Annotated in this window: 26 protein-coding genes; 23 read left to right on the plus strand and 3 right to left on the minus strand. The window is 35.6% G+C overall.

Annotated elements, in window-relative coordinates; translation table 11 throughout:
- Positions 1 to 198: 198 nt before the first annotated feature.
- The 8 genes from J2Z82_RS12175 to J2Z82_RS12210 all read left to right on the plus strand — a co-directional run bounded on the left by J2Z82_RS12175 (position 199) and on the right by J2Z82_RS12210 (position 5,428).
- Complete coding sequence (locus J2Z82_RS12175) at positions 199 to 771, plus strand: ReoY family proteolytic degradation factor (protein ID WP_209481064.1); 573 nt, start codon at positions 199 to 201, stop codon at positions 769 to 771.
- A 96-nt stretch (positions 772 to 867) separates the two neighbouring features.
- Complete coding sequence (locus J2Z82_RS12180) at positions 868 to 1,332, plus strand: DUF2487 family protein (protein ID WP_209481065.1); 465 nt, start codon at positions 868 to 870, stop codon at positions 1,330 to 1,332.
- A 252-nt stretch (positions 1,333 to 1,584) separates the two neighbouring features.
- Positions 1,585 to 2,097 carry a QcrA and Rieske domain-containing protein gene (locus J2Z82_RS12185; RefSeq protein WP_209481066.1) on the plus strand — a complete coding sequence of 171 codons (513 nt, stop codon included), beginning with the start codon at positions 1,585 to 1,587 and terminating at the stop codon, positions 2,095 to 2,097.
- A 6-nt stretch (positions 2,098 to 2,103) separates the two neighbouring features.
- On the plus strand, positions 2,104 to 2,778 hold the full coding sequence (qcrB, locus tag J2Z82_RS12190; protein ID WP_209481067.1) for a menaquinol-cytochrome c reductase cytochrome b subunit: 675 nt from the start codon (positions 2,104 to 2,106) through the stop codon (positions 2,776 to 2,778).
- Between the two features lie 19 nt (positions 2,779 to 2,797).
- A complete protein-coding gene (locus J2Z82_RS12195; protein ID WP_209481068.1) occupies positions 2,798 to 3,577 on the plus strand; it encodes a c-type cytochrome in 780 nt (259 codons plus the stop codon).
- 183 nt (positions 3,578 to 3,760) lie between these two features.
- Positions 3,761 to 4,339, plus strand: a complete 579-nt coding sequence (gene lhaT, locus J2Z82_RS12200) for a lipoprotein heptaprenylglyceryl N-acetyltransferase LhaT (protein WP_209481069.1) — start codon at positions 3,761 to 3,763, stop codon at positions 4,337 to 4,339.
- Between the two features lie 65 nt (positions 4,340 to 4,404).
- Positions 4,405 to 4,677, plus strand: coding sequence for a sporulation protein YpjB (locus tag J2Z82_RS19775; RefSeq protein WP_390313442.1), 273 nt, complete (start codon positions 4,405 to 4,407; stop codon positions 4,675 to 4,677).
- A 67-nt stretch (positions 4,678 to 4,744) separates the two neighbouring features.
- Positions 4,745 to 5,428 carry a zinc metallopeptidase gene (locus J2Z82_RS12210; protein ID WP_209481071.1) on the plus strand — a complete coding sequence of 228 codons (684 nt, stop codon included), beginning with the start codon at positions 4,745 to 4,747 and terminating at the stop codon, positions 5,426 to 5,428.
- A 520-nt stretch (positions 5,429 to 5,948) separates the two neighbouring features.
- On the opposite strand, the gene J2Z82_RS12215 is transcribed toward J2Z82_RS12210, so the two are convergent.
- Positions 5,949 to 6,821: a YitT family protein gene (locus J2Z82_RS12215; protein WP_209481072.1), complete on the minus strand. Its 873-nt coding sequence runs from the start codon at positions 6,819 to 6,821 to the stop codon at positions 5,949 to 5,951.
- 181 nt (positions 6,822 to 7,002) lie between these two features.
- Between J2Z82_RS12215 and J2Z82_RS12220 the strand changes: the two genes are divergently transcribed.
- The 15 genes from J2Z82_RS12220 (at position 7,003) to nth (ending at position 21,965) form a co-directional block, all read left to right on the plus strand.
- A complete protein-coding gene (locus tag J2Z82_RS12220; protein ID WP_209481073.1) occupies positions 7,003 to 7,341 on the plus strand; it encodes a nucleotide pyrophosphohydrolase in 339 nt (112 codons plus the stop codon).
- A gap of 43 nt (positions 7,342 to 7,384) precedes the next feature.
- Complete coding sequence (gene dapB / locus J2Z82_RS12225) at positions 7,385 to 8,182, plus strand: 4-hydroxy-tetrahydrodipicolinate reductase (RefSeq protein WP_209481074.1); 798 nt, start codon at positions 7,385 to 7,387, stop codon at positions 8,180 to 8,182.
- A 14-nt stretch (positions 8,183 to 8,196) separates the two neighbouring features.
- Entirely contained in the window at positions 8,197 to 8,619 is a 423-nt protein-coding gene (mgsA, locus tag J2Z82_RS12230; protein WP_209481075.1) for a methylglyoxal synthase, read from the plus strand.
- Positions 8,616 to 9,737 (plus strand): N-acetyl-alpha-D-glucosaminyl L-malate synthase BshA, encoded by a 1,122-nt coding sequence (bshA, locus tag J2Z82_RS12235; protein ID WP_209481076.1) that lies wholly within the window; start codon positions 8,616 to 8,618, stop codon positions 9,735 to 9,737. Before mgsA ends, bshA begins: the two co-directional genes overlap by 4 nt.
- Before the next feature lie 27 nt (positions 9,738 to 9,764).
- Entirely contained in the window at positions 9,765 to 10,967 is a 1,203-nt protein-coding gene (locus tag J2Z82_RS12240; protein WP_342453632.1) for a CCA tRNA nucleotidyltransferase, read from the plus strand.
- The gene (locus J2Z82_RS12245) at positions 10,943 to 11,947 is read left to right on the plus strand and encodes a biotin--[acetyl-CoA-carboxylase] ligase (RefSeq protein WP_209481078.1); all 1,005 of its coding nucleotides are present in this window, start codon (positions 10,943 to 10,945) and stop codon (positions 11,945 to 11,947) included. The genes J2Z82_RS12240 and J2Z82_RS12245 overlap by 25 nt, the downstream gene beginning before the upstream one ends.
- Positions 11,937 to 12,776: a 3-methyl-2-oxobutanoate hydroxymethyltransferase gene (gene panB, locus J2Z82_RS12250; RefSeq protein ID WP_209481079.1), complete on the plus strand. Its 840-nt coding sequence runs from the start codon at positions 11,937 to 11,939 to the stop codon at positions 12,774 to 12,776. The genes J2Z82_RS12245 and panB overlap by 11 nt, the downstream gene beginning before the upstream one ends.
- Position 12,777: 1 nt before the next feature.
- Positions 12,778 to 13,647, plus strand: coding sequence for a pantoate--beta-alanine ligase (panC, locus tag J2Z82_RS12255; RefSeq protein ID WP_209481080.1), 870 nt, complete (start codon positions 12,778 to 12,780; stop codon positions 13,645 to 13,647).
- A gap of 11 nt (positions 13,648 to 13,658) precedes the next feature.
- Positions 13,659 to 14,042: an aspartate 1-decarboxylase gene (panD, locus tag J2Z82_RS12260; protein WP_209481081.1), complete on the plus strand. Its 384-nt coding sequence runs from the start codon at positions 13,659 to 13,661 to the stop codon at positions 14,040 to 14,042.
- Between the two features lie 128 nt (positions 14,043 to 14,170).
- On the plus strand, positions 14,171 to 16,975 hold the full coding sequence (gene dinG, locus J2Z82_RS12265) for an ATP-dependent DNA helicase DinG (RefSeq protein ID WP_209481082.1): 2,805 nt from the start codon (positions 14,171 to 14,173) through the stop codon (positions 16,973 to 16,975).
- A 448-nt stretch (positions 16,976 to 17,423) separates the two neighbouring features.
- The gene (locus tag J2Z82_RS12270) at positions 17,424 to 17,957 is read left to right on the plus strand and encodes a cell wall elongation regulator TseB-like domain-containing protein (protein WP_209481083.1); all 534 of its coding nucleotides are present in this window, start codon (positions 17,424 to 17,426) and stop codon (positions 17,955 to 17,957) included.
- A 12-nt stretch (positions 17,958 to 17,969) separates the two neighbouring features.
- Positions 17,970 to 19,154, plus strand: coding sequence for a pyridoxal phosphate-dependent aminotransferase (locus J2Z82_RS12275; protein ID WP_209481084.1), 1,185 nt, complete (start codon positions 17,970 to 17,972; stop codon positions 19,152 to 19,154).
- Positions 19,155 to 19,171: 17 nt separating this feature from the next.
- Positions 19,172 to 20,464 (plus strand): asparagine--tRNA ligase, encoded by a 1,293-nt coding sequence (asnS, locus tag J2Z82_RS12280; protein WP_209481085.1) that lies wholly within the window; start codon positions 19,172 to 19,174, stop codon positions 20,462 to 20,464.
- Positions 20,465 to 20,612: 148 nt separating this feature from the next.
- Positions 20,613 to 21,305 (plus strand): DnaD domain-containing protein, encoded by a 693-nt coding sequence (locus tag J2Z82_RS12285; protein WP_209481086.1) that lies wholly within the window; start codon positions 20,613 to 20,615, stop codon positions 21,303 to 21,305.
- The gene (gene nth / locus J2Z82_RS12290) at positions 21,306 to 21,965 is read left to right on the plus strand and encodes an endonuclease III (protein WP_209481087.1); all 660 of its coding nucleotides are present in this window, start codon (positions 21,306 to 21,308) and stop codon (positions 21,963 to 21,965) included.
- 65 nt (positions 21,966 to 22,030) lie between these two features.
- Here the strand turns inward: nth and J2Z82_RS12295 are convergent, their stop codons facing one another.
- Both J2Z82_RS12295 and recU read right to left on the minus strand, forming a co-directional pair.
- Entirely contained in the window at positions 22,031 to 24,775 is a 2,745-nt protein-coding gene (locus J2Z82_RS12295) for a PBP1A family penicillin-binding protein (protein WP_209481088.1), read from the minus strand.
- A gap of 18 nt (positions 24,776 to 24,793) precedes the next feature.
- Positions 24,794 to 25,408 (minus strand): Holliday junction resolvase RecU, encoded by a 615-nt coding sequence (recU, locus tag J2Z82_RS12300; protein ID WP_209481089.1) that lies wholly within the window; start codon positions 25,406 to 25,408, stop codon positions 24,794 to 24,796.
- Positions 25,409 to 25,417: the final 9 nt, after the last annotated feature.

Genomic DNA, 25,417 nt, shown 5'->3' on the forward strand with positions numbered 1-25,417 from the left:
GGGGGGGAAGATCAATACGGTTAGAGCAGGACGCGGCAGACCAGGAAATACAGCTATACACATCACTTAAATTTATTAAAAAACTTGGCTTAACAGGCCTTTATGGCGAAAGTATAGTTGCGCTTATGCAGTAAGACAGTATTTATACTTTCATAACTGCTAAAAAATTATGGATATTAAGGGAGGTTGGTTTCACGAATGCATACTCCTATTTCCGTGCAGGATAAGAAAAGTTTTATTCAATGGTTTTTAAATCACTATCAGTTAAAAAAGCGTGAAAGTGTTTGGATTTTAAATTATTTAATAAATCACAAAAAGATCTTAGCTAACGTACACTTTGTACGTGAAGCGAAATTTTGTCCAAGAGGTATCATAATTACCAGTCACTGTTCTGAAGAAGTACCATTTCGTTTTTATAAAAATCAATTAGTTACAACTGATGCTGAAAAGTCATTTCATGATATTAGAATGAATCAACATGAGCCTTTATACATCCAATTGAATTTTAAAAAATCGTATCAGAATATATTATATGCAGCAGTTTTAGTTGAAAATCCATTTATTCCTGACGAGTACTTTATAACAAAAAAGGATCAGGAAGCAGCAAAACTACTATTGGAAAAGTCGTTATTTGAATATCAAAAGAATCAACTTCAGGTGAAAATAGACCGTGCACTAGATGAAAAAGATCAACAAACATTTCAAGAGTTGGCAAAAAAACTACATAGATTGGATAACATGAAATTAAATCAACCTAACTTACAAAGGTAATAGGTTGATTTTTTTTGTTGATTTAGGATAAAATTTAGGTTAAATAATATTTTTTCTAATATGAAGAAGAATAGAATAGAGGAAGGGTTGTATACTATGAAATGGAAAAAAAGTGATTTACACCAGTATGTTAATGCAAAAGAATATGTGGATACAATAATTGTTCCACTTATACCCTTTCAGCTATCAAACGATTCTGTACTTGAAAAGGATGCATTTCAGCGAGAAGTTTTAGTTGCTTTTTCCTACGACCTTGAGAAAGAGCTTACCGGAAGGGTTTTACTTACGCCGAATTATAATTATCTGAAATCATCCAATAAAGAGCAGGAAATAGTTCGAATAAATTCATGGATTGATGACATAGAACAACAACCTTTCAACCATATTTTTTATGTTACATTTGATTCTGCATGGAAAAAGAATGAACAAGGAATGCATGGCACCCTATTATGGCTACCTGGCGTCACAGATGGTACACTACAATCAAATGAAATGCATTCCATTATACGAAGTAATGTTGAACAAGTAAGTGAGCTTATAAGGTCGTACTGGAAAGGTTAAATAATTTACTAATCGCAAAATAGTAGTGGCAAAAAACTTACTTGTACTAATACGATTTCTAATGATTTATATTTTCCTATCAGTGTAAAAATAGTACTTTTTAATTACGTATTATTCACCCATTTACGAAAGTTTTATGTCAAAGAAGATTATTTATTGACCAGATAAACAGATTGCGCTATTATGGTAATGTCCTAGTAATCTGATTAAAATAATCTTGTCCGTGAAAAATGTATAGAGGGGGGAAAATTCATGAGCGAAGAGAAACAGCAAGTATCCCGTCGTCAATTTCTAAATTATACACTTACTGGTGTAGGTGGATTCATGGCAGCAGGTATGCTTGTTCCCATGTTACGTATGGCAGTTGATCCAGTGTTACAAGAATCAGCAGCTGGGGATTTTGCAAATGTTAGTTTGGCAGTAGAGGATATTACAAATGAACCACAACGTGTTGATTGGAAGATTAAACAGGTTGATGGTTGGTATGAATCTGAAGTTACTAAATCTGCATGGGTGTACAAAGATGATAATGGCGATATAATAGCACTTTCCCCAATTTGTAAGCACCTTGGCTGTGTTGTTTCATGGGAAGGCAGTGAAGATTATCCAAATCAATTTTATTGTCCATGCCATGACGGCCGTTATTATAAGAGTGGCGTAAATGTACCAAACACACCACCAACAGCGGCATTGGATGTATATGAACAAAAAGTTGAAAATGGGATGTTATATCTTGGTAATGCACAACCACAAGGGGAGGCTTAATAGTATATGCTACAGAAAATATATGATTGGATTGATGATCGCGTAGATATTTCGCCTTTGTGGCGTGATATTGCGGACCATGAAGTACCTGAGCATGTTAATCCTGCCCATCATTTCTCAGCTTTTGTTTATTGCTTTGGAGGATTGACATTTTTCGTAGTCGTTATACAGATTTTATCAGGTATGTTTTTAACGATGTATTATGTTCCAGATATCGAAAATGCGTGGAAGTCAGTTTATTACTTACAAACTGAAGTTGCGCATGGCCAAATTGTACGAGGCATGCACCACTGGGGTGCCAGTGTCGTTATTGTAATGTTGCTACTACATACACTGAGAGTATTTTTCCAAGGTGCATATAAAAAACCACGTGAACTAAACTGGATCGTTGGGGTTCTTTTATTCTTTGTTATGCTTGGACTTGGTTTTACTGGATATTTATTGCCTTGGGATAATAAAGCATATTTCGCGACTCAAGTTGGCCTTGAAATAGCAGAACAAGTTCCATTTATGGGACAACAAATTAAAACTTTACTTGCTGGTGATGCGAATATTGTAGGTGCACAGACATTGACTAGATTCTTTGCAATCCACGTATTCTTCCTACCGGCTGCCTTATTCGGATTAATGGCGGCACACTTTATATTAATACGAAGACAAGGAATTTCAGGACCACTATAAATAAAAAGGAGGTAAAGCTGTGCATAAGGGTAAAGGAATGAAATTCGTCGGTGATTCGAGGATTTCGGCCGAACGTAAACCAAACATACCAAAAGATTATTCTGAATATCCCGGAAGAACTGAAGCATTTTGGCCCAACTTCTTATTAAAAGAGTGGTTGGCAGGTTCTGTATTTTTAGTTGGTTTTATGTGCTTAACACTTGCGCATCCATCTCCGCTTGAAGGAATGGCTGATCCAACCAATGCAGGTTATATACCTTTGCCAGACTGGTACTTTCTATTCTTATATGAACTTTTAAAATATGACTTTGCTAGTGGACCTTTTATTCTATTAGGTATACTGGTAATTCCTGGACTAGCATTTGGTGGACTATTATTAGCACCATTCTTAGATAAAGGTCCTGGCAGACGACCACACCAACGCCCAATTGCTGTTGGAATGATGTTATTAGGATTAGCTTCTGTCATATGGCTAACATATGAGTCAGCCTCACATGTTGATTGGGCACAGAGGGCTGAAGCAAATAAACCTATACCTCCATCAGAAGAAGTTGAAATTGATAAACAAGACCCAGGCTATGCAATTTATGAAAGTAACTGTATGACTTGCCATGGCGGTGATTTATCTGGTGGAGCAGCAGCACCACCTTTAATTGGTATTGACCGCTCTGCTGAGGAAATTGCAAAAATTGCTCGTGAAGGGATAGGCACAATGCCAGCAGATCAATTTACAGGTTCAGATGAAGAGTTAAAGAAATTAGCTGATTTTATTGTTTCTGTAAACGAACAAGGAAATTAATTTAAAACACCTTTGCCAAACAGCTGGTGAAGGTGTTTTTTTATAGTTTAGGAAACTATAAATTTTAAGTGCTGTGGATAACTGGACTACCGAAGCGGCTGCTGCTCTGCACCATGCAGCAGCTTAACGTGTACTTGCCTTTAGTTATTGTGAATAGGATTATGCAAAGAAGGGATTCATTTAATGATAAAATATATACTTCTAGATAAGCGTTTTTTAACCGGTTTATTTTTCGTAAACTTACTAGGTACAATTTATGGATATTATTGGTATCGTTATCAGCTAACAATAACACCAGATATATTTTTAGTATTTATTCCTGATAGCCCAACAGCTAGTTTGTTTTTTACTGTCTTTTTACTATTCTTCTTATTTAACAGAAATACTCCTTACATAGAAGCACTTGCGATTATCACACTTTTTAAGTATGGTATTTGGGCAGTTGCAATGAATTTGTTCACATTATACGTCGATGGCCCTCTGAGTTGGCAAGGCTACATGTTGATGATTTCACATGGTGCAATGGCAATCCAGGGATTATTATATGCTCCATTTTACGCAATAAAAGTACGCCATATAATGTTTGCTGCCTTATGGACATTGCATAATGATGTGATTGACTATGTATTTGACATGATGCCGATGTATTCCTCTTTAACAATATACATGGAGGAGATAGGATATTTTACATTTTGGTTAAGCATTTTGTCGATTTTTATAGCGTATAGGTTAACGATTAAACCCGTAAATTCGTTATCGTAACGTGTTATATAATACCATGACCGCACATACATTATTGGGAGAAGATGTTATGTGAGGTGAACTCTATGAAGCATAGTCGTGAACTTAAACTTATATTTTCTACAATCATAGGAGTTTACATTTACTTCCAATTTACTACTGCAATAACTTACGCACAGCAAATAATCCCAGTTAAGAATCAGTTTATTATGTCATCAAATAATAATGCAGAAATGATGCCTTTTTACTGGATGGTGACAATTGTTGGTGGATGTATAGCTGTTACATTAACTTATGTAAGTTGGAGAAAATATAAGGGTGAGAAAAAGAAACAAAGTGAGAGAGATTCAAATAGTTGACTAAGCACCACTTTTTGACTAAAATTGACCATAAGGTATTATATACTTTAATGATGGAGGAATGAATATGCTAGGCGGTCTTGGCGGATATTTAATTTATATAGCACTGTTGTTGATAATACCAATTTGGGCTCAATCAAAGGTTAAAAAAACGTATAAAAAATATTCAAAAAAAGCGACTTCATCACAAATGACAGGCGCCGAAGTTGCACGTAAAATTTTAAATGATAACGGAATATTTGATGTGGATATAGAAGTAACAAAAGGTGTTCTATCCGATCATTACGATCCACGTAAAAAAGTATTAAGACTTTCAAAAGATATTTATTACGGACAATCAATGGCATCATCCGCTATTGCTGCTCACGAAGTTGGCCATGCGATACAAGATGCACAAGATTATGCATTTCTGCGTTTCAGACATGCATTGGTCCCTGTAGCAAGCTTTGGTTCTAAAATGTCGTTCTTTCTAATATTTGCCGGTATTCTTTTTTCGCCTAATTTGATACTATTTGGAATCATTTTCATGTCTGCTGCGGTGTTATTCCAATTAGTTACACTGCCAGTTGAATTTGATGCTTCAAATAGAGCAATGGGGCAATTAGTTTCAACCGGTGTTATCCGAAATAATGAAGAACGTGAAACGAAGAAAGTACTAAATGCTGCAGCATTAACGTATGTAGCCGCGGCAGTCGTGGCTCTAGCTGAACTTATCAGGTTTGTTCTAATCTATGCTGCGAGCAGTGAATAAAATTTAATTTAAGTTGTCCAGTTTTTTAGTGTACAAATTAAAATAAGAATATAGAGTAAATCTAGCATTGAATTGTAAAGCAATTCAATGCTCTTTTTAGTTCACCAGGAATTATTGACTTTGAAAGGTTTACGGCCGAGTCACTGTATTAGTCTAGACTTAATAGGCAAACACCCTAATGTATTTTGCGACCACTGGTTCGTAATGCTTTTCAATTTGAGTATAAAAAACTGCTGAAAACTGAAAAAATCTTGTTGAATACTGAATACCACACACTGAAAGCTGAATAAATGTCCAAGTGACTAGCTAAGGACTGAATAATTGTTGGGAAGACTGAATAGGACGCATCCATAGATTTAAGGCAAGCAACTTCCGCAGTACCTACTGTGTCACTTCACAACTACAATCGTTTGTCAGTATTGAAAAGTGGCATATTTTAAAAAACGTGTCTAGAAAGCAGTCTAAAATATAAAATTATGCCACTTTTTTGCTTCGGTGTTCGATAATAATAATAGAAGTATTAGTCATCTATTGGATTTTTGTTTTCATCTAATGTAAATCCTTCACCAACTACATCATGAACAGAGCTTACCGCAACAAAGGCATGAGGATCTATTGCATTTATAATATTTTTAAGCCGAACGATTTCATTCCTTCCGACTATGCAATATAGAACATCGCGATTTTCACCGGTAAAGCTTCCTTTCCCAGACAATACAGTTACACCACGATCCATTTCTTTATTAATCTTTGAGGCAATATCTTTACTATGACTGGAAATTATCGTTGCGCCACGAGCTGAATAAGCACCTTCCTGGATAAAGTCAATTACCCGAGCTGCAATATATACAGCTACCAATGTGTACATGCCCTCAACCAATTCAAGAATGGTGAAGACCGATGTTGAAATAACAATAAAGTCGAAAAGAAACATTGTTTTACCCATACTCCAGCCTGCATATTTATGGACTAGTCTTGCGATGATATCAACACCGCCTGTTGTACCTCCATAACGGAAGATAATACCTAATCCGATACCGATGAAGACACCTGCAAAAAGTGCTGCAAGTGTCATATCTGACTGCAGGTATGTTGGGAATGGGTTGATTTGAAAAATATACAGAAAAACGGATACAGCAAATGTACCAATTATCGTATACAAAAATGTATTACGTCCAAGAAATTTCCACCCTATGAAAAAGACAGGAATGTTGAGAACAATATTTGTTATTGCTGGATCCCATTCCCATAAAAAATAAAGGAGTAATGTAATTCCAGTAAATCCACCTTCTCCTAAGTTGTTTTGCATATTAAAGTGAACAATTCCAAATGAAAAAATGGCAGACCCCAGCAGAATAAATATAATATTTTTTATTTTAAGACCAAAAACCATCCGCACAACCTCCGATCCCTTTTATATGTAACATTCTCTTAAATGACACTTTTATTATTATAGACAATTTAACAACGAAGAACAATCAAACAAAAAACGATAATCAGATTAATAATTTGTCAAATCAGGGCCTTTTAGCTAACATGAAAGAAGATTAAACAAGTTAGAGGAGTAATTTAGTATGTTAGAAAAAAGTAAATCATATAGCACAGATGAAATTCAGGAAAGAGTCGATGCATATATTTCACAGTTCAAGGAAGGTTATTTTTCTCCATTAAGTCTTATGGCCAGATTAACTGAGGAATTAGGAGAGATGGCAAGAGAGGTAAACCATTACTATGGTGAAAAACCTAAAAAATCATCTGAAACACAGAAGAATATTGATGAAGAACTTGGTGATATCATATTCGTTCTTACTTGCTTTGCAAATTCACTTGACATAGATATGTCGGAAGCCTTTGATTTATCTATCAACAAAATAGAATCAAGAGATAAAGATCGTTGGACACACAAAGATTAATACACTAACAAGTATAAGTAGACATAACAGGAGGCATATAGACATGAGTATTAAAATAATTATTGCAGGACCAAGAGGGAAAATGGGATCTGAGGCTGTTCATATGGTAAACAATGAGGAATCATTTGAATTGGTTGCATGTCTTGATCGAAAAAATCATGGCAAAAAAATAAAAGATATTAATGACCTTCCAGATTTGTATGTACCAATCTTTGAAAATCCTGAAGTATGTTTTCAAGAAGTGACTGCAGATGTTTTAATTGATTTGACAGTCCCGGATGCAGGGTATTTACATACAAAATTAGCTCTTCAACACAATATTAGACCAGTAGTAGGAACATCAGGATTTTCAGCTGAGCAGATTAAGATGTTGTCTGACTTATCCAGTACGAATAACATAGGTTGTATCATTGCACCTAACTTTGCAGTTGGTGCTGTTCTGATGATGCAATTTGCCAAGACAGCCGCAAAATACTTACCGGATGTAGAAATCATTGAAAAACATCATGATCAGAAATTAGATGCGCCATCAGGTTCAGCTGTTAAAACTGCAGATATGATAAAGGAAACAAGAGAGAGTAAGCAACAAGGACATCCCGACGAACGTGAAGTAATGGAAGGTGCTAGAGGGGCAGAAACAGATGGAATTAGAATCCATAGTGTACGCCTGCCAGGACTTGTTGCCCATCAAGAAGTGGTTTATGGGGGTCCAGGTCAAACGTTAACAATTAAACATGATTCCTATAACCGTCAATCATTTATGGATGGGGTGAAACTATCTGTTAATGAAGTAATGAATTTAAATAAACTAGTCTACGGATTAGAAAATATACTGGAGTAGTGAGGCGGATACCAATGAACATCGCATTAATTGCACACGATAAAAAGAAGCAGGACATTATTAATTTCAGTATTGCATATAAACATGTCTTACAGGATCATGACTTATTTGCAACCGGAACTACGGGAACTAGAATAACTGAAGAGACCGGACTGAATATTCACCGATTCCAGTCGGGTCCAATTGGAGGAGATCAGCAGATAGGTGCGAAGATTGCAAATAACGAAATGGATGTTGTCATTTTTTTCAGAGATCCATTAACAGCCCAGCCACACGAGCCAGACGTTAGCGCATTAATGCGCCTTTGTGATGTTCACTTAATTCCTCTTGCTACTAATTTAGCTGCAGCTGAGATTGTGATACGAGCATTAGGAAGAGGTGACTTCGAGTGGCGTGAAATTGTAAAGCAAAATAGAAGTGAGGAAATTGACAAATGAAAAAGATTGGAATAACTTGCTACCCGACTGTAGGTGGGTCAGGAATTATTGCTACCGAACTTGGGATGCTAATGGCAAAACAAGGAAATCAGATTCATTTTATAACATCCAGTCTACCGTTCCGGTTAAATCGGGTACATCCCAATATCTATTACCATGAGGTTGAACTAAATCACTATCCAGTTTTTCAATATCCTCCATTTGACCTTGCTCTAGCAAATAAGATGGCTGAAGTGATTGATCAGGAAAAATTGGATATTCTTCACGTACACTATGCAATGCCCCATGCCATATGTGCAATTCTGGCGAAAGATATTGCAAAACATGATGTAAAAATTGTGACAACATTACATGGTACGGATATTACTGTTTTGGGGATTGATCATTCCCTTAAAAAAATGATCAGACATGGCATAGAAAAGTCTGATGCTGTTACAGCCGTATCAAATAGTTTGGTGAAACAAACTAAAGATATAATTGGTGTCGATAAGAATATCAATGTTATATATAATTTTGTTAACGAAGAAGAATATTATAAAAACGAACCTCCTGGAATTAAACAACAATATGGAATCGCACCCGATGAAAAAGTAATCATTCATATATCAAATTTCCGTAAAGTAAAAAGGGTGGAAGATGTAATTCATACATTCTACAAAATTCAAAAAAATATTAGATCAAAATTAATTTTGGTCGGAGATGGACCTGAATATTCTGAGGTATATCATTTAGTTGGAAAATTAGGACTTACAAACCAAGTTCTTTTTCTAGGCAAACAAAAGAAAGTTAGTGACTTATTATCTATTTCTGATTTGAAGTTGCTCATGTCAGAAAAGGAAAGTTTTGGACTTGTTTTATTAGAAGCGATGTCCTGTGAGGTACCGTGTATTGGAACAAATGTCGGTGGAATACCTGAGGTAATCGATCATAATAAAACTGGCTACATAATTGAGTTAGGTGATATTACTAAAGCATCGGAATACGCAATTCATTTACTTAAAGATGAAACACTTTTAGACCGATTTTCCAAAGATGCTTTAACACATGCCAAAGATCATTTTTATTCGCATGATATTGTTCAGCAGTATACAGATTTATATGATGATATAATGAATTAATATTAAACAGAAATAATGGTGATTACTGTGTTATTTACCAAACCGTTTATTGAAGCAAAAGAGGTACTAAATCATATTGAAAATTCTGGTTATGAAGCATATTTTGTTGGTGGATGTGTAAGGGATCTATTACTCAAACGCGAAATTGGTGACATTGATATAGCAACATCTGCACCTCCAAGTGTAATCCAGCAAATTTTTAATAAGGTCATTCCAGTCGGATTGGAGCATGGCACAGTAATTGTGCGTCATCGCCATCAGTCGTACGAAGTCACTACTTTTCGCGTTGAAGGAAGTTATTCGGACCAACGACATCCTGACAAGGTTGAATTTATTCAAACAATAGATCAGGATCTAAAACGCCGTGATTTTACAATTAATGCTCTCGCTATGGATAAAAAAGGAGATGTTATTGATTTATTCGGCGGGAGAAGCGATATTGAAAACAAAGTAATTCAGTCGGTTGGTAATGGTTATGATCGATTTAAGGAAGATCCTTTGCGTATTATTCGTGCGCTGCGATTTTCCAGTCAACTGGGTTTTCACATCAGCCCCAATACTATAAAAGATATGAAGTTAGTTAAAAGCGAAATTGAAAACATTGCTGTTGAGCGAGTAAATAATGAAATGGCTAAATTATTTGCTGGGGATTATATCGAAAATGGTATTAACTATTTATCAAATACAAAGGTTTATCAACATTTACCTATCATGAATGAACACCCAGATATCATCAAACTCCTTCCGAAGAACATGCAAGCAATACAATCATTTGGAGGAGTTATTGCGCTTTTTCATTTTTTAGCTCCGACAATAAGTATAAAAAAATGGGTTAGTGAATGGAAATGCTCAAATAACGTTAAAAATGAAGCCCTGATTCTAAATGATGCTTTATTGCAATATAAAAATTGCGGGTTGGATCGTTTGTTGGTATATTGTTTACCATCCAACTATTACCAGGTTTTTTCAGAATTAGTTAATATGATCTTTAATCAGATTGTTTTAATAGATGAACTGGTGCAAATAGACAATAGTCTACCAATCAAGTCAAAAAAAGACCTGGCAATCACCGGAGATGATGTGCGCGGATTGTTCCCTCAATTGAAAAGCGGACCATGGATTGGAAATACATTAACTAAAGTTGAACATGAAGTGTTATCAGGGAATTTAAAGAATCATAAAATTGATTTAAAGGATTGGATAAAATGGAATCCACACGTAATAGATTAATCGAATTATTAGAAACCAGCGACAAACAATTTGTATCTGGACAGTTCTTATCTGAAAAACTAAAGATATCCCGAAGTGCTATCTGGAAACATATGAAAGAACTTGAAAAAGACGGGTATCATGTAGAAGGAGTTTCAAGAAAAGGATATCGAATTGTTAAATTCCCGGATAAAGTGAGTGAAAACACAATTCAATGGGGCTTAAGAACCGGTTGGCTTGGAAAAAAGATAATTCACAAGACATCAACAACTACTACTCAGCAAATTGCCCATCAGGCTGCACAAGAGAATGCTGAACATGGTACAATAGTCATAGCAGATGAACAAACGAAGGGTAAAGGAAGAATGAATCGCCAATGGGATTCCACGAAGGGTAAAGGAATCTGGATGAGTATTATTCTTAGACCAAACTTTCTGCCAGTAATGGCACCACAGTTAACTTTATTATCAGCAACAGTACTTGCTGATGTAATTGCAGAGCACACTGCGTTAACACCAAAGATCAAATGGCCAAATGATATATTAATTAGCGATCAAAAAACTGCTGGTATCCTAACGGAAATGCAGGCAGAACAAGATCAAATCCAATATGTCGTAATTGGGTTAGGAATAAATGTTAATCAAATAACAGAAGATTTTGATAAAGAAATACAAGATAAAGCAACTTCTCTTCATATTCAAACCGGACATCAATGGAATATAAAAGATTTTATCCAGCATGTACTTCAATCATTCGAGAATTCTTACGACTCTTTCATGCAAAACGGATTTCCAGATGTGAAATATAAATGGGAGAGCTATGGTTATCGAATCGGCGAGCAAATTAAAATAAAGACGTTACATAAAGAATGGAAAGCCAAATTTTTAGGAATAGCTGAAGATGGAGCATTACTAACAAAAACAGAAAATGATGAAATCAAAAAAATATATTCAGGGGAGATCGAATGGTTTATGGGGAGAGAGAGCGAAAATGCTAAGTAGAATGGATTTGCAGAAAATGAAGCGGGAAGAAGAACAAATAACAATGATAACTGCATATGACTATCCTTCTGCAAAACTTGCTGAGGAAGCTGGGATTGATATGATTCTGGTCGGTGATTCGTTAGGAATGGTTATGTTAGGGTACGATTCCACAGTGAAAGTCACGGTAAATGACATGATTCATCATGCTAAAGCAGTAAAACGTGGAGCTAAAAGCACTTATATTGTAGTGGATATGCCTTTTATGTCTTATCATGTTTCATTAGAAGCATCTTTACAAAATGCACAGCAAATCTTTCAAGAAACAGATGCACAGGCTGTCAAAGTAGAAGGTGCATCAGAAGAAGTTCTATTACTTGTACAACGTCTAACAGATGCTGGGATCCCAGTTGTTGCACATTTAGGTCTAACACCTCAATCCGTAAATGTACTAGGTGGCTACAAAGTACAAGGGAAAGATAAAGAGGCAGGTGAAAAACTGCTTCATGATGCAAAGCAATTAGCTGCTAAGGGTGCTATTGCTTTAGTATTGGAATGTGTTCCTAAGGAGCTTGCAGCAATCGTGACAAATACAGTCTCAATACCTACAATCGGAATTGGTGCTGGTGTGGAATGCAATGGACAGGTTCTCGTCTATCATGATATTTTAAAGTATGGAGTGGATCGTTTACCAAAATTCGTAAAGCCGTATGCTGATTTTAATAAAGTCGGAACACAGGCTATCGAGTCCTATATATCAAATGTTAAAGACAGAACTTTTCCACTAGATGAACATTCGTTTATGATTAGGAATAAAGATTTATTACCAAACAATACAGAAGGTAGATAATATGAAAATAATACGTTCAACAACTGTAATGCAGGAAAAAATGATTAAAATATCCAAATCCAAAAGCATAGGATTTGTTGCAACCATGGGATATTTTCATGAAGGACACTTAGCATTAATGAAGCAGGCAGCCGAAGATAATGAAGTTGTCGTTACAAGTATTTTTGTGAACCCTTTGCAATTTGGACCAAATGAAGATTATGAGCATTATCCGCGCGATGAGGAACAAGACATCCAGCTTGCAGAACAGGCAGGAGTAGATATATTGTTTATTCCAAATGTTAAGGAAATGTACCCGACTAATATGAATATAACCTTATCGGTTGAAGAGAGAGCGAATGTTCTATGCGGGCGATCACGACCAGGTCATTTTGAAGGAGTTATAACTGTTTTAACCAAATTATTTAATATAATACGCCCGAATAAAACATATTTTGGTTTGAAAGATGCTCAACAAGTAGCAGTTGTCGACGCACTTATAAATGATTTGAATTTTCCTATTCAACTTATTGCATTACCAACTATCCGTGAGCATGATGGATTAGCAAAGAGCAGCAGAAACGTGAATTTAGCCAATGTCGAAAGAAATCAGGCAGTTTGGCTAAAAAAAGCACTTGAGTATGGTCACCAACTAGTGGTTGACGGAGAGCAAAATCCTGCTATTATTGTAAAAGAGGTAATTGATGTAATAAACAGAGAAACCTCTGGTACTGTCGATTATGTCGAAATGCTGAGTTATCCAGAGTTGCAATCAGTCTCCACCATTAAAAATAATGTTGTTTTAGCAGTTGCAGTGCAATTTAATCGCGCAAGATTAATTGACAATATTATCTTTAATGAAAATGGAAAGCTGATAAAGCAATTTTACTAGGAGGCAGTTTCATGTTTCGTACTATGATGAAAGCAAAAATACATCGCGCGCGAGTTACGGAAGCGAATTTAAATTATGTGGGCAGTATTACAATAGATCAGGATCTATTGGATCAGGTTGATATGCTGCCACATGAAAAAGTTCAAATCGTGAACAACAACAATGGATCACGGCTTGAAACATATGTGATACCCGGAGCAAGAGGGTCAGGTACTATTTGTCTAAATGGTGCTGCAGCACGCCTTGTCCAACCAAATGACATTGTTATAATTGTTTCGTATGCACTTATTTCGAATGATGAATTAGCATCATATAAACCAAAAGTTGCCATTATGAATAACAGTAATGAGATTGAGCAACTTATTGAGCAAGAACCACCGCTGACCGAGATGTAATATTTTTGGTTATCAGGTAGAACTCTTATCAGTTTATATGGTAAGAGTTTTTTTTGCTTATACGGAAACGATAATAAGAAATGTGGATATACAATTAAAGCTAAGTAACATGAGAGATAGGTGGAAGTATGGATGAAAAATTTGTTGTGATTGATCTGGAAACTACAGGTCATTTTCCGGCAGAACATGATAAAATTATCGAGGTTGGAATCGTTGTTATTCAAAATAATGAAATTACTGACGAATTTTCCAGCTTCTTTAATCCGAATATGCCAATTCCATCTTTTATAACAAATTTGACTGGTATAACTGATCATGATGTACAAGATGCCCCAATGTTTGAAGAAAAGGCTCAAGAAATTATTAATTTATTTGATAATAGCTATTTAATTGCTCATAATGTTCCTTTTGACTTAGGGTTTTTGAATGAGGAGCTGGCATCTAATGGTTATCGGCAACTAAGTAACTCGGTAATCGATACGGTTGAGCTTTCCCGTATGTTATATCCCAAGGCTCCCAGTTATAAATTGGGGCAATTGGCAGAGCACCTCCAAATTATGCATAATGATCCACATCGAGCTTTGTCAGATGCATATGTGACAGCGAAATTGTTTTTAAAATTAAAGCAGAAGATAAATTCATTACCTTATGAAACCGTTACGCATTTATTAAAGCTGGAAAAGATGCTAAAGTCAGACATATATAACTTGCTTTATGAACAACAGCAAGAGCTAGCTTTTTCTGTTTATGAAGATGATGATATTGATACGTACAGAGGGTTGGCCTTTAAGTCAACAGATGAAACGAAACAAGATAAAAAAGATATCGAAACAGCTTTTGGAAATTTTCTTGACGAAATTTATGAAAATGACGGTACAATGCACCAACAAATGCTTAATTATGAAAAAAGAGAAGGGCAACGTGAAATGTCCGAAAACGTCTACGATGCTTTTCGAATGAAAAATCACGCCTTAATTGAAGCAGAGACCGGAACGGGTAAAACGTTAGCCTATTTAATCCCTGCAATTTATGAGGCGGTATCAGAAAAAAAGAGAATTATTATTAGTACATATACAACTCAGCTACAATCCCAGTTAATGGATGAAGAGATTCCATTAATTCATAAACTGGTGCCAATTCCATTTAAGATAGCTTTGCTTAAAGGAAAACAACATTATATTAGCTTGGAAAAATTTGAACGTGCATTATCTTCAGAACAAGCAGATAACTATGATATAACGCTGACTAAGGCAATGATACTTGTTTGGTTGACTGAAACAGTTACAGGGGATATCGATGAAATCCAGTTACCTTCAAGCGGTTACTTATTTTATAGAAAAGTATCAACAGATACAGAAGGTTCAATTGATCCAACAAATCCTTGGTTTTCACGTTCGTATTATCAAAAAGCGCGTAAAAAAGCACAGCAGGCAGATATCTTGATAACGAACCATGCATTATTATGTACTGATATGTTTAATGATTATCAATTATTACCCTCCTATGACAAGGCAATTATTGATGAAGCACATCATTTGGAAGAAACAGCTTCAAAACATTATGGTTTAAAGCTTGATTATGTCCATGTGCAGTATACATTAACGCAAATAGGTGATACAAATGATGGAAATTGGCTAGGTAAGCTACTTACAAATTACCCTGCTAACAATAAAAGCTTTGCAGTGGATGAATGGGATAACATTTATAACAAAGCTAAATATGAGGTTGATGATTTATTCCGTATGCTTTTTCAGTATGTTATAGAACAAAAACAGAAGGAAAAATCATTAAGTGATATTGGAAGAATCCAGTATCGCTTTGATGAAGTAGAAAAAAATTCAGCACAATGGAATGTCATCATAGAAATGTCAACACGCTTGACATTCTATCTTAGAGATCTTATTCATTTGCTATCACAATTAAAACAATCTCTTTTAAAAGAAAAAGATATTGATAAAAATAATTTGGAAGAACTAACCAGAATTATGGAAGCAATTCAATTGATTATTGATTCCCTTGAGCAATTGTTTTTATCGGATGAGGGAATTGCAAATGTTAAATGGATGGAAATTGAGGCTTATGGAGCAAAAAACGCTGTATACCTATACAGTGAACCAACAGATATGTCTACATTGCTTTCAGAGGATTTCTTTAATCAAAAACAAAGTATTATTCTTACAAGTGCTACATTGACAATGAAAAATTCATTTTCTTTTATTAAGAATCGGCTAGGACTGGAATCTGATCAAACGCTGACAACTAAAATTAATTCTCCATTCTCTTATGAGAATCAAGTGCAGTTAATGATTCCGGATGACTTTCCTGATATCAAACATGGAAACCTGGATGATTTTATTTATTCCACATGTGAGGCCATTTTGTCGTTAGCACAAATAACAAATGGAAGAATGCTCGTGTTATTTACGTCCTATGACATGCTTAGAAAATCATATAATTTGTTAAGAGAGACAATTGATATTAATAAATATATGCTAATTGCACAAGGTATTTCAAGCGGCAGCAGATCCCGATTAAAGAAGAATTTTCAAACGTTTGATCAGTCAATTTTGTTAGGAACAAGTTCCTTCTGGGAAGGTGTCGACATACCGGGCGATGATTTATCATGCCTAATGATTGTGCGTCTTCCATTCCAACCGCCTAATCATCCGGTATACGAAGCAAAATCAAATCATTTAAAAGAAGAAGGTAAAAATGCTTTTTTTGAATTAGCATTACCTAATGCTGTTATTCGTTTTAAGCAAGGTTTTGGCAGGTTAATACGCTCATCTAATGACCGAGGTATTGTTTTTGTCTGTGATGCACGTATTATTAAAGCTCGATATGGAAAATATTTTACGGAGTCAATTCCCTCCGTCCCAACCACTTATAATTCTACCCAGGCACTAATGGACAAGGCAATGGATTGGTTTTAGTCATAGGTGAATAAGTGGACTGACGTGACATATTTAGATCATTATTAAATATTAGAAAACTTGACTTATGGTTAAACCTTAGTTGCACTGCGCTAAAACAGTAAGAAAGTATTTGTACGTTCTTAACGGCAAAAAATATACTGATGTACCAAGTGATACATCAGTATGATATGGTATGATATGGGATAGGAGATATTGTTGAAATAAATAAAAATAAAACAAATTTACACGAATGCTTGTTATACTATATATTGTAATTCATCCTATTTATTCAACGTTACCTATATTGTTCGCAAATACGAAGAACACTATGTGTAGTAAAATTTGATAAAACAAGTAGTATTTATTATTGGAGGGAAAACGATGGATAATAAATTGGAGACATCTAGTTGTTCTTCAGTTAATTATAAAATAGTTGGTTACATTATTTCACCGTTTGTTGAGGCCAATGGAAAATAAGCGTTATTCACGGCTTAACATACCTGATTGGCTTAAGTGGGTTTTTGCTGTAACATTACTTATATTGATTGCTTGTTTTATTTATGGTATTTATTTATATAATGCTATTCAACAGGATAAAACATCATCATTTGAAGATGTGAAAGATGAAGTGATGGCAGAAACAGAAATAGTAACAATTGACAAAGTAAAAAGATTTCACGGTGATAAAGCTTATTATATAATTTATGGGGAAACAAACAACAACAAACAGAAAATAATTTACTATCCTTTTAGCAAAAATATTGAAGATATAACCATTGTAGATAAATCTGAAATAATTTCAGAAGAATCTATACGAAAAGGGTGGAATGAATCTTGCAAAAACTGTAATCTTTTTGATATTACTCCAGCATTAGTTGGTGATAAGCCATCATGGGAGATTACGTTTACAGATGATTCAAATCGATACGTTATTGATTACTTATCCATTTATGATAGTACACGTATTGAACAATTCCGTTTTAACCATATGTTCAAATAGAAAGGTGATTACATGGATTTAGCAAAGAGAGTAAAAACATTAACGCCATCATCAACATTAGCAATTACTGCAAAAGCAAAAGAACTTAAAAATCAAGGTCATGATGTTATTGGACTTGGAGCGGGTGAGCCAGACTTCAATACGCCAGAATACATTATTAAGGCTGCTGAATCTGCAATGAAGAATGGTTTTACTAAATATACGCCATCTGGAGGTATTCTGGACCTTAGAGAAGCGATTGTCAGCAAGTTTAAACAAGATAATGAGTTAGAATACTCAACAGACCAGATAATTGTCACAACAGGCGCGAAACATGCTTTATACACATTATTTCAAGTGATACTCAATGAGGACGATGAAGTCATTGTTCCAGCACCATACTGGGTCAGTTATCCAGAACAAATTAAATTAGCTGGTGGGAAACCTATTGTCGTTGAATCAGATGAAAAAAATAATTTCAAACTGACTCCAGAACAACTTGAATCGGCAATAACATCCAAAACAAAAGCATTTATCATAAATTCACCAAGTAATCCTACTGGGATGATGTATGATGAAGAAGAACTGAAAAAGCTAGGAGAAATATGTTTAGAACACAATATCTTAATTGTGTCAGATGAAATTTATGAAAAATTAATCTATACCAGTGATAACCATGTTTCAATTGCTGCACTATCAGATCAGTTAAAACAACAGACAGTAATTGTCAATGGTGTATCGAAATCACATGCAATGACAGGTTGGAGAATAGGATATGCAGCAGGACCAAAGGAAATCATTAAAGCAATGACAAATTTAGCGTCTCATTCGACATCAAATCCTACATCAATTGCACAGTATGCTGCGTTAGCAGCGTATAATACAAAGGAAGATCCAAATGAGGAAATGCGGTCTACTTTCAGTAATCGTCTTGAATTATTATTGGAATTATTGAATGATATCCCAGGCATCTCCTGTATTAGGCCAAAAGGTGCATTCTATCTGTTTCCAAATGTAATTGACGCAGTAAAAAGCAATGGATTTGAATCTGCTGATGAATGGGTTACTGCATTACTTGAAGAAGAAAAAGTTGCACTAGTTCCTGGATCAGGGTTTGGGGCACCAAATAACGTACGTTTATCTTATGCAACATCAATTGATTTATTAGAAGAAGCCGCAAAGCGAATCAAGCGTTTTGTGTTAAACCATCAATCATAGCAATGGAGGTAATTTTCTTGAAAACAACGATTTCGCAAGTACCAAAATATGAAGGACAAGTAGTTACAATTGGAGCATGGCTTTCTAATAAACGGTCGAGTGGTAAAATTGCCTTTTTACAACTCAGGGATGGAACAGGTTTTATGCAAGCAGTAGTTGCCAAAAGCGATGTTGCAGAAGATATCTTTCAACTTGCCAAGAATATGACACAGGAATCATCAATGTACATAACAGGTAATATTGTGGAAGATAAAAGAAGCCCATTTGGATATGAGATGCAAGTTAGTGACATTAAATTGATTCAAGAAGCAGTTGATTATCCAATAACTCCAAAAGAGCATGGAACAGAATTTTTAATGGATCATCGTCATTTGTGGCTACGCTCAAAACGGCAACATTCAGTTATGAAAATAAGAAATGAAATTATACGTGCCACATACCAATTTTTTAATGAAAATGGTTATGTAAAGGTCGATCCTCCAATTTTAACTGGGGCTTCAGCAGAAGGTACTACAGAGTTGTTCCATACGCAGTATTTTGATGAAGAAGCTTACTTATCACAAAGTGGTCAGTTATATTTGGAAGCTGCAGCAATGGCACTGGGAAAAGTATTCTCATTTGGACCAACATTCCGTGCTGAGAAATCTAAAACAAGAAGACACTTAATTGAATTCTGGATGATTGAACCAGAGATGGCATTTATGGATCATAATGATAGTCTAGAGGTGCAAGAACAGTATGTGAGTTTTGTTGTTCAATCAGTACTTACAAATTGTAAACTCGAATTGGATACCCTTGAAAGGGATACATCTAAACTTGAAAAAATCAAAGCACCTTTCCCAAGGATCAGTTATGATGATGCTGTCGAGATGTTGAAGAATAAAGGGTTTGATGATGTTGAATGGGGAGTTGATTTTGGTGCCCCACACGAGACAGCAATCGCTGAAAGTTTCGATAAACCAGTTTTCATTACAAATTACCCGGCTGAAATAAAAGCATTTTATATGAAACCAGACCCAGAAAGATCAGACGTTGTTCTATGTGCTGATCTAATCGCTCCAGAAGGTTATGGAGAAATTATTGGCGGTTCTCAGCGTATTGATGATTTGGAATTAATGAAACAGCGATATGAAGAACATGATTTAACTGGTCCGGCTTATAAATGGTATCTGGAATTACGTCAATATGGCAGCGTACCACACTCAGGATTTGGATTAGGTCTTGAAAGAACAGTTGCATGGCTGTCTGGTGTAGAACATGTGCGAGAGACTATACCATTCCCTAGATTATTAAACCGATTGTATCCTTAATGAACTTGACAAACTATTCTGGTTATCCACAGAGTCTAAGTTTTGCACTATAATAATGTAAAAATCCCTTGCAGATGGATGGCAAGGGATTTTATAATCTTGATAAAATTAAATTCATGCTATACTGGGAAATGAGGTGTTACACATAATGAAGAAATCGATTTCATTTCAGGATATAATAACAAATCAACTGCAAATACCAATAAAATTACTTGATGACTATACATCATTGGGTCTAAATGAAAAAGAAATCATGCTTATTTTACAAGTACTTCGTTTCATGCAGGATAATAATGACTTTCCTACCCCTAATGACCTAGCATCACATTTAACTTTTGATGAAAAGGAATGTGCAAATATTTTACGAAAGCTTATCCAAAAAAACTTTTTGTCAATAGAACAATTGAAAAATGAACAGGACCAATTAAGCGAAGTATACAGCTTAAACCCACTGTGGGAAAAATTATTTACAAAGGAAGAAGAGAAAGTAAGCACACAAGAAGATGGTACTATTTTTATTTTATTTGAGCAGGAATTTGGGAGACCATTGTCTCCGTTTGAAATCGAAATGATAAATACCTGGCTGGATGCAGATGAACTTAAACCAGCCTTAATTAAGGCTGCATTGCGAGAGTCTGTACTAATGGCTAAGCTAAATTTTAAATATATCGACCGAATTCTTCGAGACTGGCAAAAGAAAGGAATCCATACTGTTGAACAAGCTCGCCAGGCTAGTAAATCCTTTCATCAAAACCAAGCACAAACACAAAAACAAACTGATACCAATAAGAAACGCGATACATCTTTTTATTATAATTGGCTTGATGGGGAGGACAATTAAATGCTAAATAAAAATCAAGTAAATTACTGTTTAGATGTGATGAAGGAAATGTATCCTCAAGCTGAGTGCGAACTCCGTCACTCCAACCCATTTGAATTGGTAATCGCTGTATTATTATCTGCACAATGCACTGATGTACTTGTAAACAAAGTAACGGAACCTTTGTTTAAGAAATATAAAACACCAGAAGATTATTTAGCTGTCTCATTGGAAGAATTGCAAAAGGATATAAAATCAATTGGTTTATATCGAAATAAGGCAAAAAATATTCGAAAGCTATGCCAAATGCTGATCGATGATTATGGTGGAGAAGTACCTAAAACCAAAACTGAATTAATGAAACTTGCAGGAGTAGGACGAAAAACTGCAAATGTAGTAGCTTCTGTTGCATTTAGAGAACCAGCGATAGCTGTAGATACACATGTAGAGCGCGTTGCTAAAAGGCTGGCGATCTGTCGGTGGAAGGATTCGGTGTTGGAAGTTGAACAAACATTAATGAAGAAGGTCCCAAAAGATGAGTGGGCTGATACACATCATCGAATGATATTTTTTGGCAGATATCACTGTAAAGCAAGAAATCCGCAATGCCCGGAATGTCCGTTACTGGAACTTTGCAGGGAAGGGCAGAAACGGATGAAAAAGGCTGAAATGATTGATTAACAAACATAATAATAGAGACTTAAAAAGAGGCAACCTTCAATGAAGAAGGTTGCCTCTTTAACTAATTAGTTATTTTGTTCATCATCGGCGCCACCGTCATTTTCATTACCGGTGCCACCACCACCGTCATCGCCCGGTTCATCCGATTCACCTTCAACAGTAGCTTGAGCGCTGCTGGAATCTCCTCTGACTCCCTGATTAGCCCCATTTTGACCAATAGGTGTAACGGTAATGGTATAAGACCCAGGCGGGGCATCTTCAATTACAATACCCATGGATTCAACAGTTTGCCTATTAACCTCACTGCCATCTTGTGTGACAACCACTTCAAAACGTGCTGGTGGTCCATTATATCCCCAAGATACATCAACAGTCGAGCCAGACACTGAAGCGCTCAGATCACTAACTGAAGGTATATTACCTTCACCATTTTCTTCCTCTTCTTCGTCTTCTTCTTCCTCAGGAACTTTAACTGACGCTGTTTTTGGTTCACTTGAGTTAGCTTCTGTTTCATTACTAACAGCCACAACCTGTATTTCATATTCAGAACCAGGTTCGACATTTGAAATTTCAATTGATGTTTCTTCGGTGGAAGATAAGCTTTGCATTTCTCCACCATCAACACTTGCACTCACTTCAAATGAAACATCCTCATCTGAATTATACTTCCATTCAGCCTGTATAGTATTGGACTCTTTATCAAAAGAAGCCTTTAGACCTTCAACAGGATCTAATTGATCATATTTTTCAGATGTGTCAGTCGGTTCATTACCTTTAACAAATAGTTCTGTCACAATCTCCGAATCTGGTGTGAAGTCACTTGGAAGCTTAGCAGGTCTAGATCCCTCTTCAACAGCAACCTCTACGACAGAATCTGGTTTTGTAAAGTCTGGTGTCTCCTTATCTTTGGATAACTCTGTCATCGTATTTTTAAATAATGCATGCGGTATTTTTGTGTCAGAAATACCAATATTATTATTATTGTAACCAGTCCAAATGGAGATAGTATAATTCGTGCTATATCCACTAAACCAAGAATCTGGAGAACCTTCTACATCATCGCGGTTTGTTGTTCCGGTTTTACCTGCTACAGGCAGTCCTGGTACATTGGCTAATTTACCAGTACCTTCTGTAACAACATTTTTCAACATATCTGTAATCATATAAGCAGTATAGTCAGACATCGCCGGTTTAGGCTCGGGCTTTAAATCGACAGTTTTTCCTGTGTCTGGAAACTCTACTTTTGTGACAGCATAAGGCTCATTGTAGATACCTTCATTTGCAAAAGCTCGATACGCACCAGCTAATTTCGTTGGATTCGTACCTGAGGATCCACCAATAGAATCAGTTAATTGTATTTCATCATTTTCAAATTCAATACCTAACCCTTTTGCGAATTCTTTTGCCGTACCTCTGCCAACTTCTTCAAATGTTTTAGCAGCAGGAACATTCAACGATTGCTCTAAAGCGAAGCGCATTGATACCCAATCGTAATAATGACCGTTGTTCACCCAAGTGTTTATTTGATCATCTGTACCAGCTATATCAAATGGACCATCATCATTTAATTGATGATATGTTGACCATTTTTTGTTTTCAATTGCTGGACCATAGTCAATTATCGGTTTGAATGTTGACCCGGGCTGACGGCTAATATCAGTTGCGTAATTTAAACCATCGTTCTCTAGACCGCCGCGTGCACCACCGATTGCTCGGATAGCCCCAGTTTTTGTATCCAGGACAGTCATACCTGCTTGCAGTTTGACCTTATCACCATCAGGGTTTGCAGGGTCTGTAACAGGTTCTGGATAATTAATCGGGTTATCCTCACTGTCTGATAATAAAAATTCAACATATTCTTGTGCATCTGTATCAATAGTTGTATGAATTTTCAAACCATCCGTATAAATATCCGCGCCATCTACTTTTTCTTCAACTTCATCGCGTACTTTTTGGAGGAACGCTTGATATGGAGTTGTGTCAGGCTGATCGCCAGCTAATAGTGAAGGGATATCAACTTCCCTCGCTTTATCAGCTTGTTTCTGCGATATTTTTCCATGCTGAACCATTAGACTTAAAACGGTATTCATACGTTTTTTCATTAATTCAGGATTTTTGTATGGATTATATGCTGATGGCCTTTGCGGCAACCCAGCTAATATTGCAGCTTCTGGCAAATTAAGCTTGCTTAAGTCAGTTTTACCAAAATATAATTCAGCCGCTTTGGCAACGCCGTAAGCACCATTACCATAATAAATTTTGTTTAAATACATCTCTAAAATTTGTTCTTTTGAATATTCCTGTTCCAGTTTTAAAGCTAACCATTGTTCTTGAACTTTAATGCTAACTTTCTTTTCAGGTGATAAAAAAGATTTCTCAACTACTTGTTGGGTAATTGTACTGGCACCTTCAGAACCAAATCCATTGGTAACATTAGCTATTATAGCTCCACCGATACGCCATATATCAATTCCAGGGTGTTCATAGAATCTTGAATCTTCTGTAGCAATAACAGAATCCTCTAAAACATCGGGAATTTCATTATACTCGACCTTCGTGCGTTGCTCTGCGCCTAAATCGGCAAATAATTCTCCATCTTTATCATATATTTTTGATGAAAATGGGATGGATAATTTAGACGCATCAATTTCAGGAGCCGTAGCAATATAATAGGTAAATAGTGCACCTACACCAATACCGATTGCTAGAACTGCAATACCTGTTATTAATAATATCTTTTTCCATAATGGTTTCTTTTTTGATTGTTTTTGTTTTCTTCTTGCTGTACGAGACTGGCCTTTTTCTGCCATAGCTCATCTTCCTCCAATCTAAAAATAAAGCTTATCTATTACTTCTAAATAGTTAACTCTTGCCTGATAGTGAAATGGAATTACATATCCTTTTTCTCTGATGGTTTCATATGGTATTGACTTTTTCCCACCATTAAACTGCTTATCCCAGAGTGGAATGAAGGATTCAGCAGGCATATAATATGTTTCATTATATACTGCGAAGCGAATTATTAAAAAGCTAACGCCTCCGTGATCAATTATCGATTTCATATGCTTTATTTGGTGTTCATGTATATTCGCAAGCGGAAATCGCGTTTTATTTTTCGTTTCCTTTGCCTCAAAATCAACATATTTGTGTTTATATATACCATTATAGTCAGTTGTAGATGCTTGTTTAAAATAGCCTTCAGTTATGACAGCAGCACTCCGTTTAGGATAATGTACATTTACTATTTGTACAGGTGTTGGCTTTTTATGAATAATTGCTTTATCTCTATCCAGGTAATAGGTATTTGTCGCATTTATATCATCCTCCAGCGTCATCCCACGGTTACTAAAACCAAGCTTAGGATCTGACGATTGTTGTTTCACGTTATTCTTTTTTCCGTTTGGATAATTCATTATTTTCCCCCTTGCATATTTAAATATCATACCAAAAAT

Source organism: Virgibacillus litoralis, from assembly GCF_017873675.1.
Classification (GTDB): Bacteria; Bacillota; Bacilli; order Bacillales; family Amphibacillaceae; genus Lentibacillus; species Lentibacillus litoralis.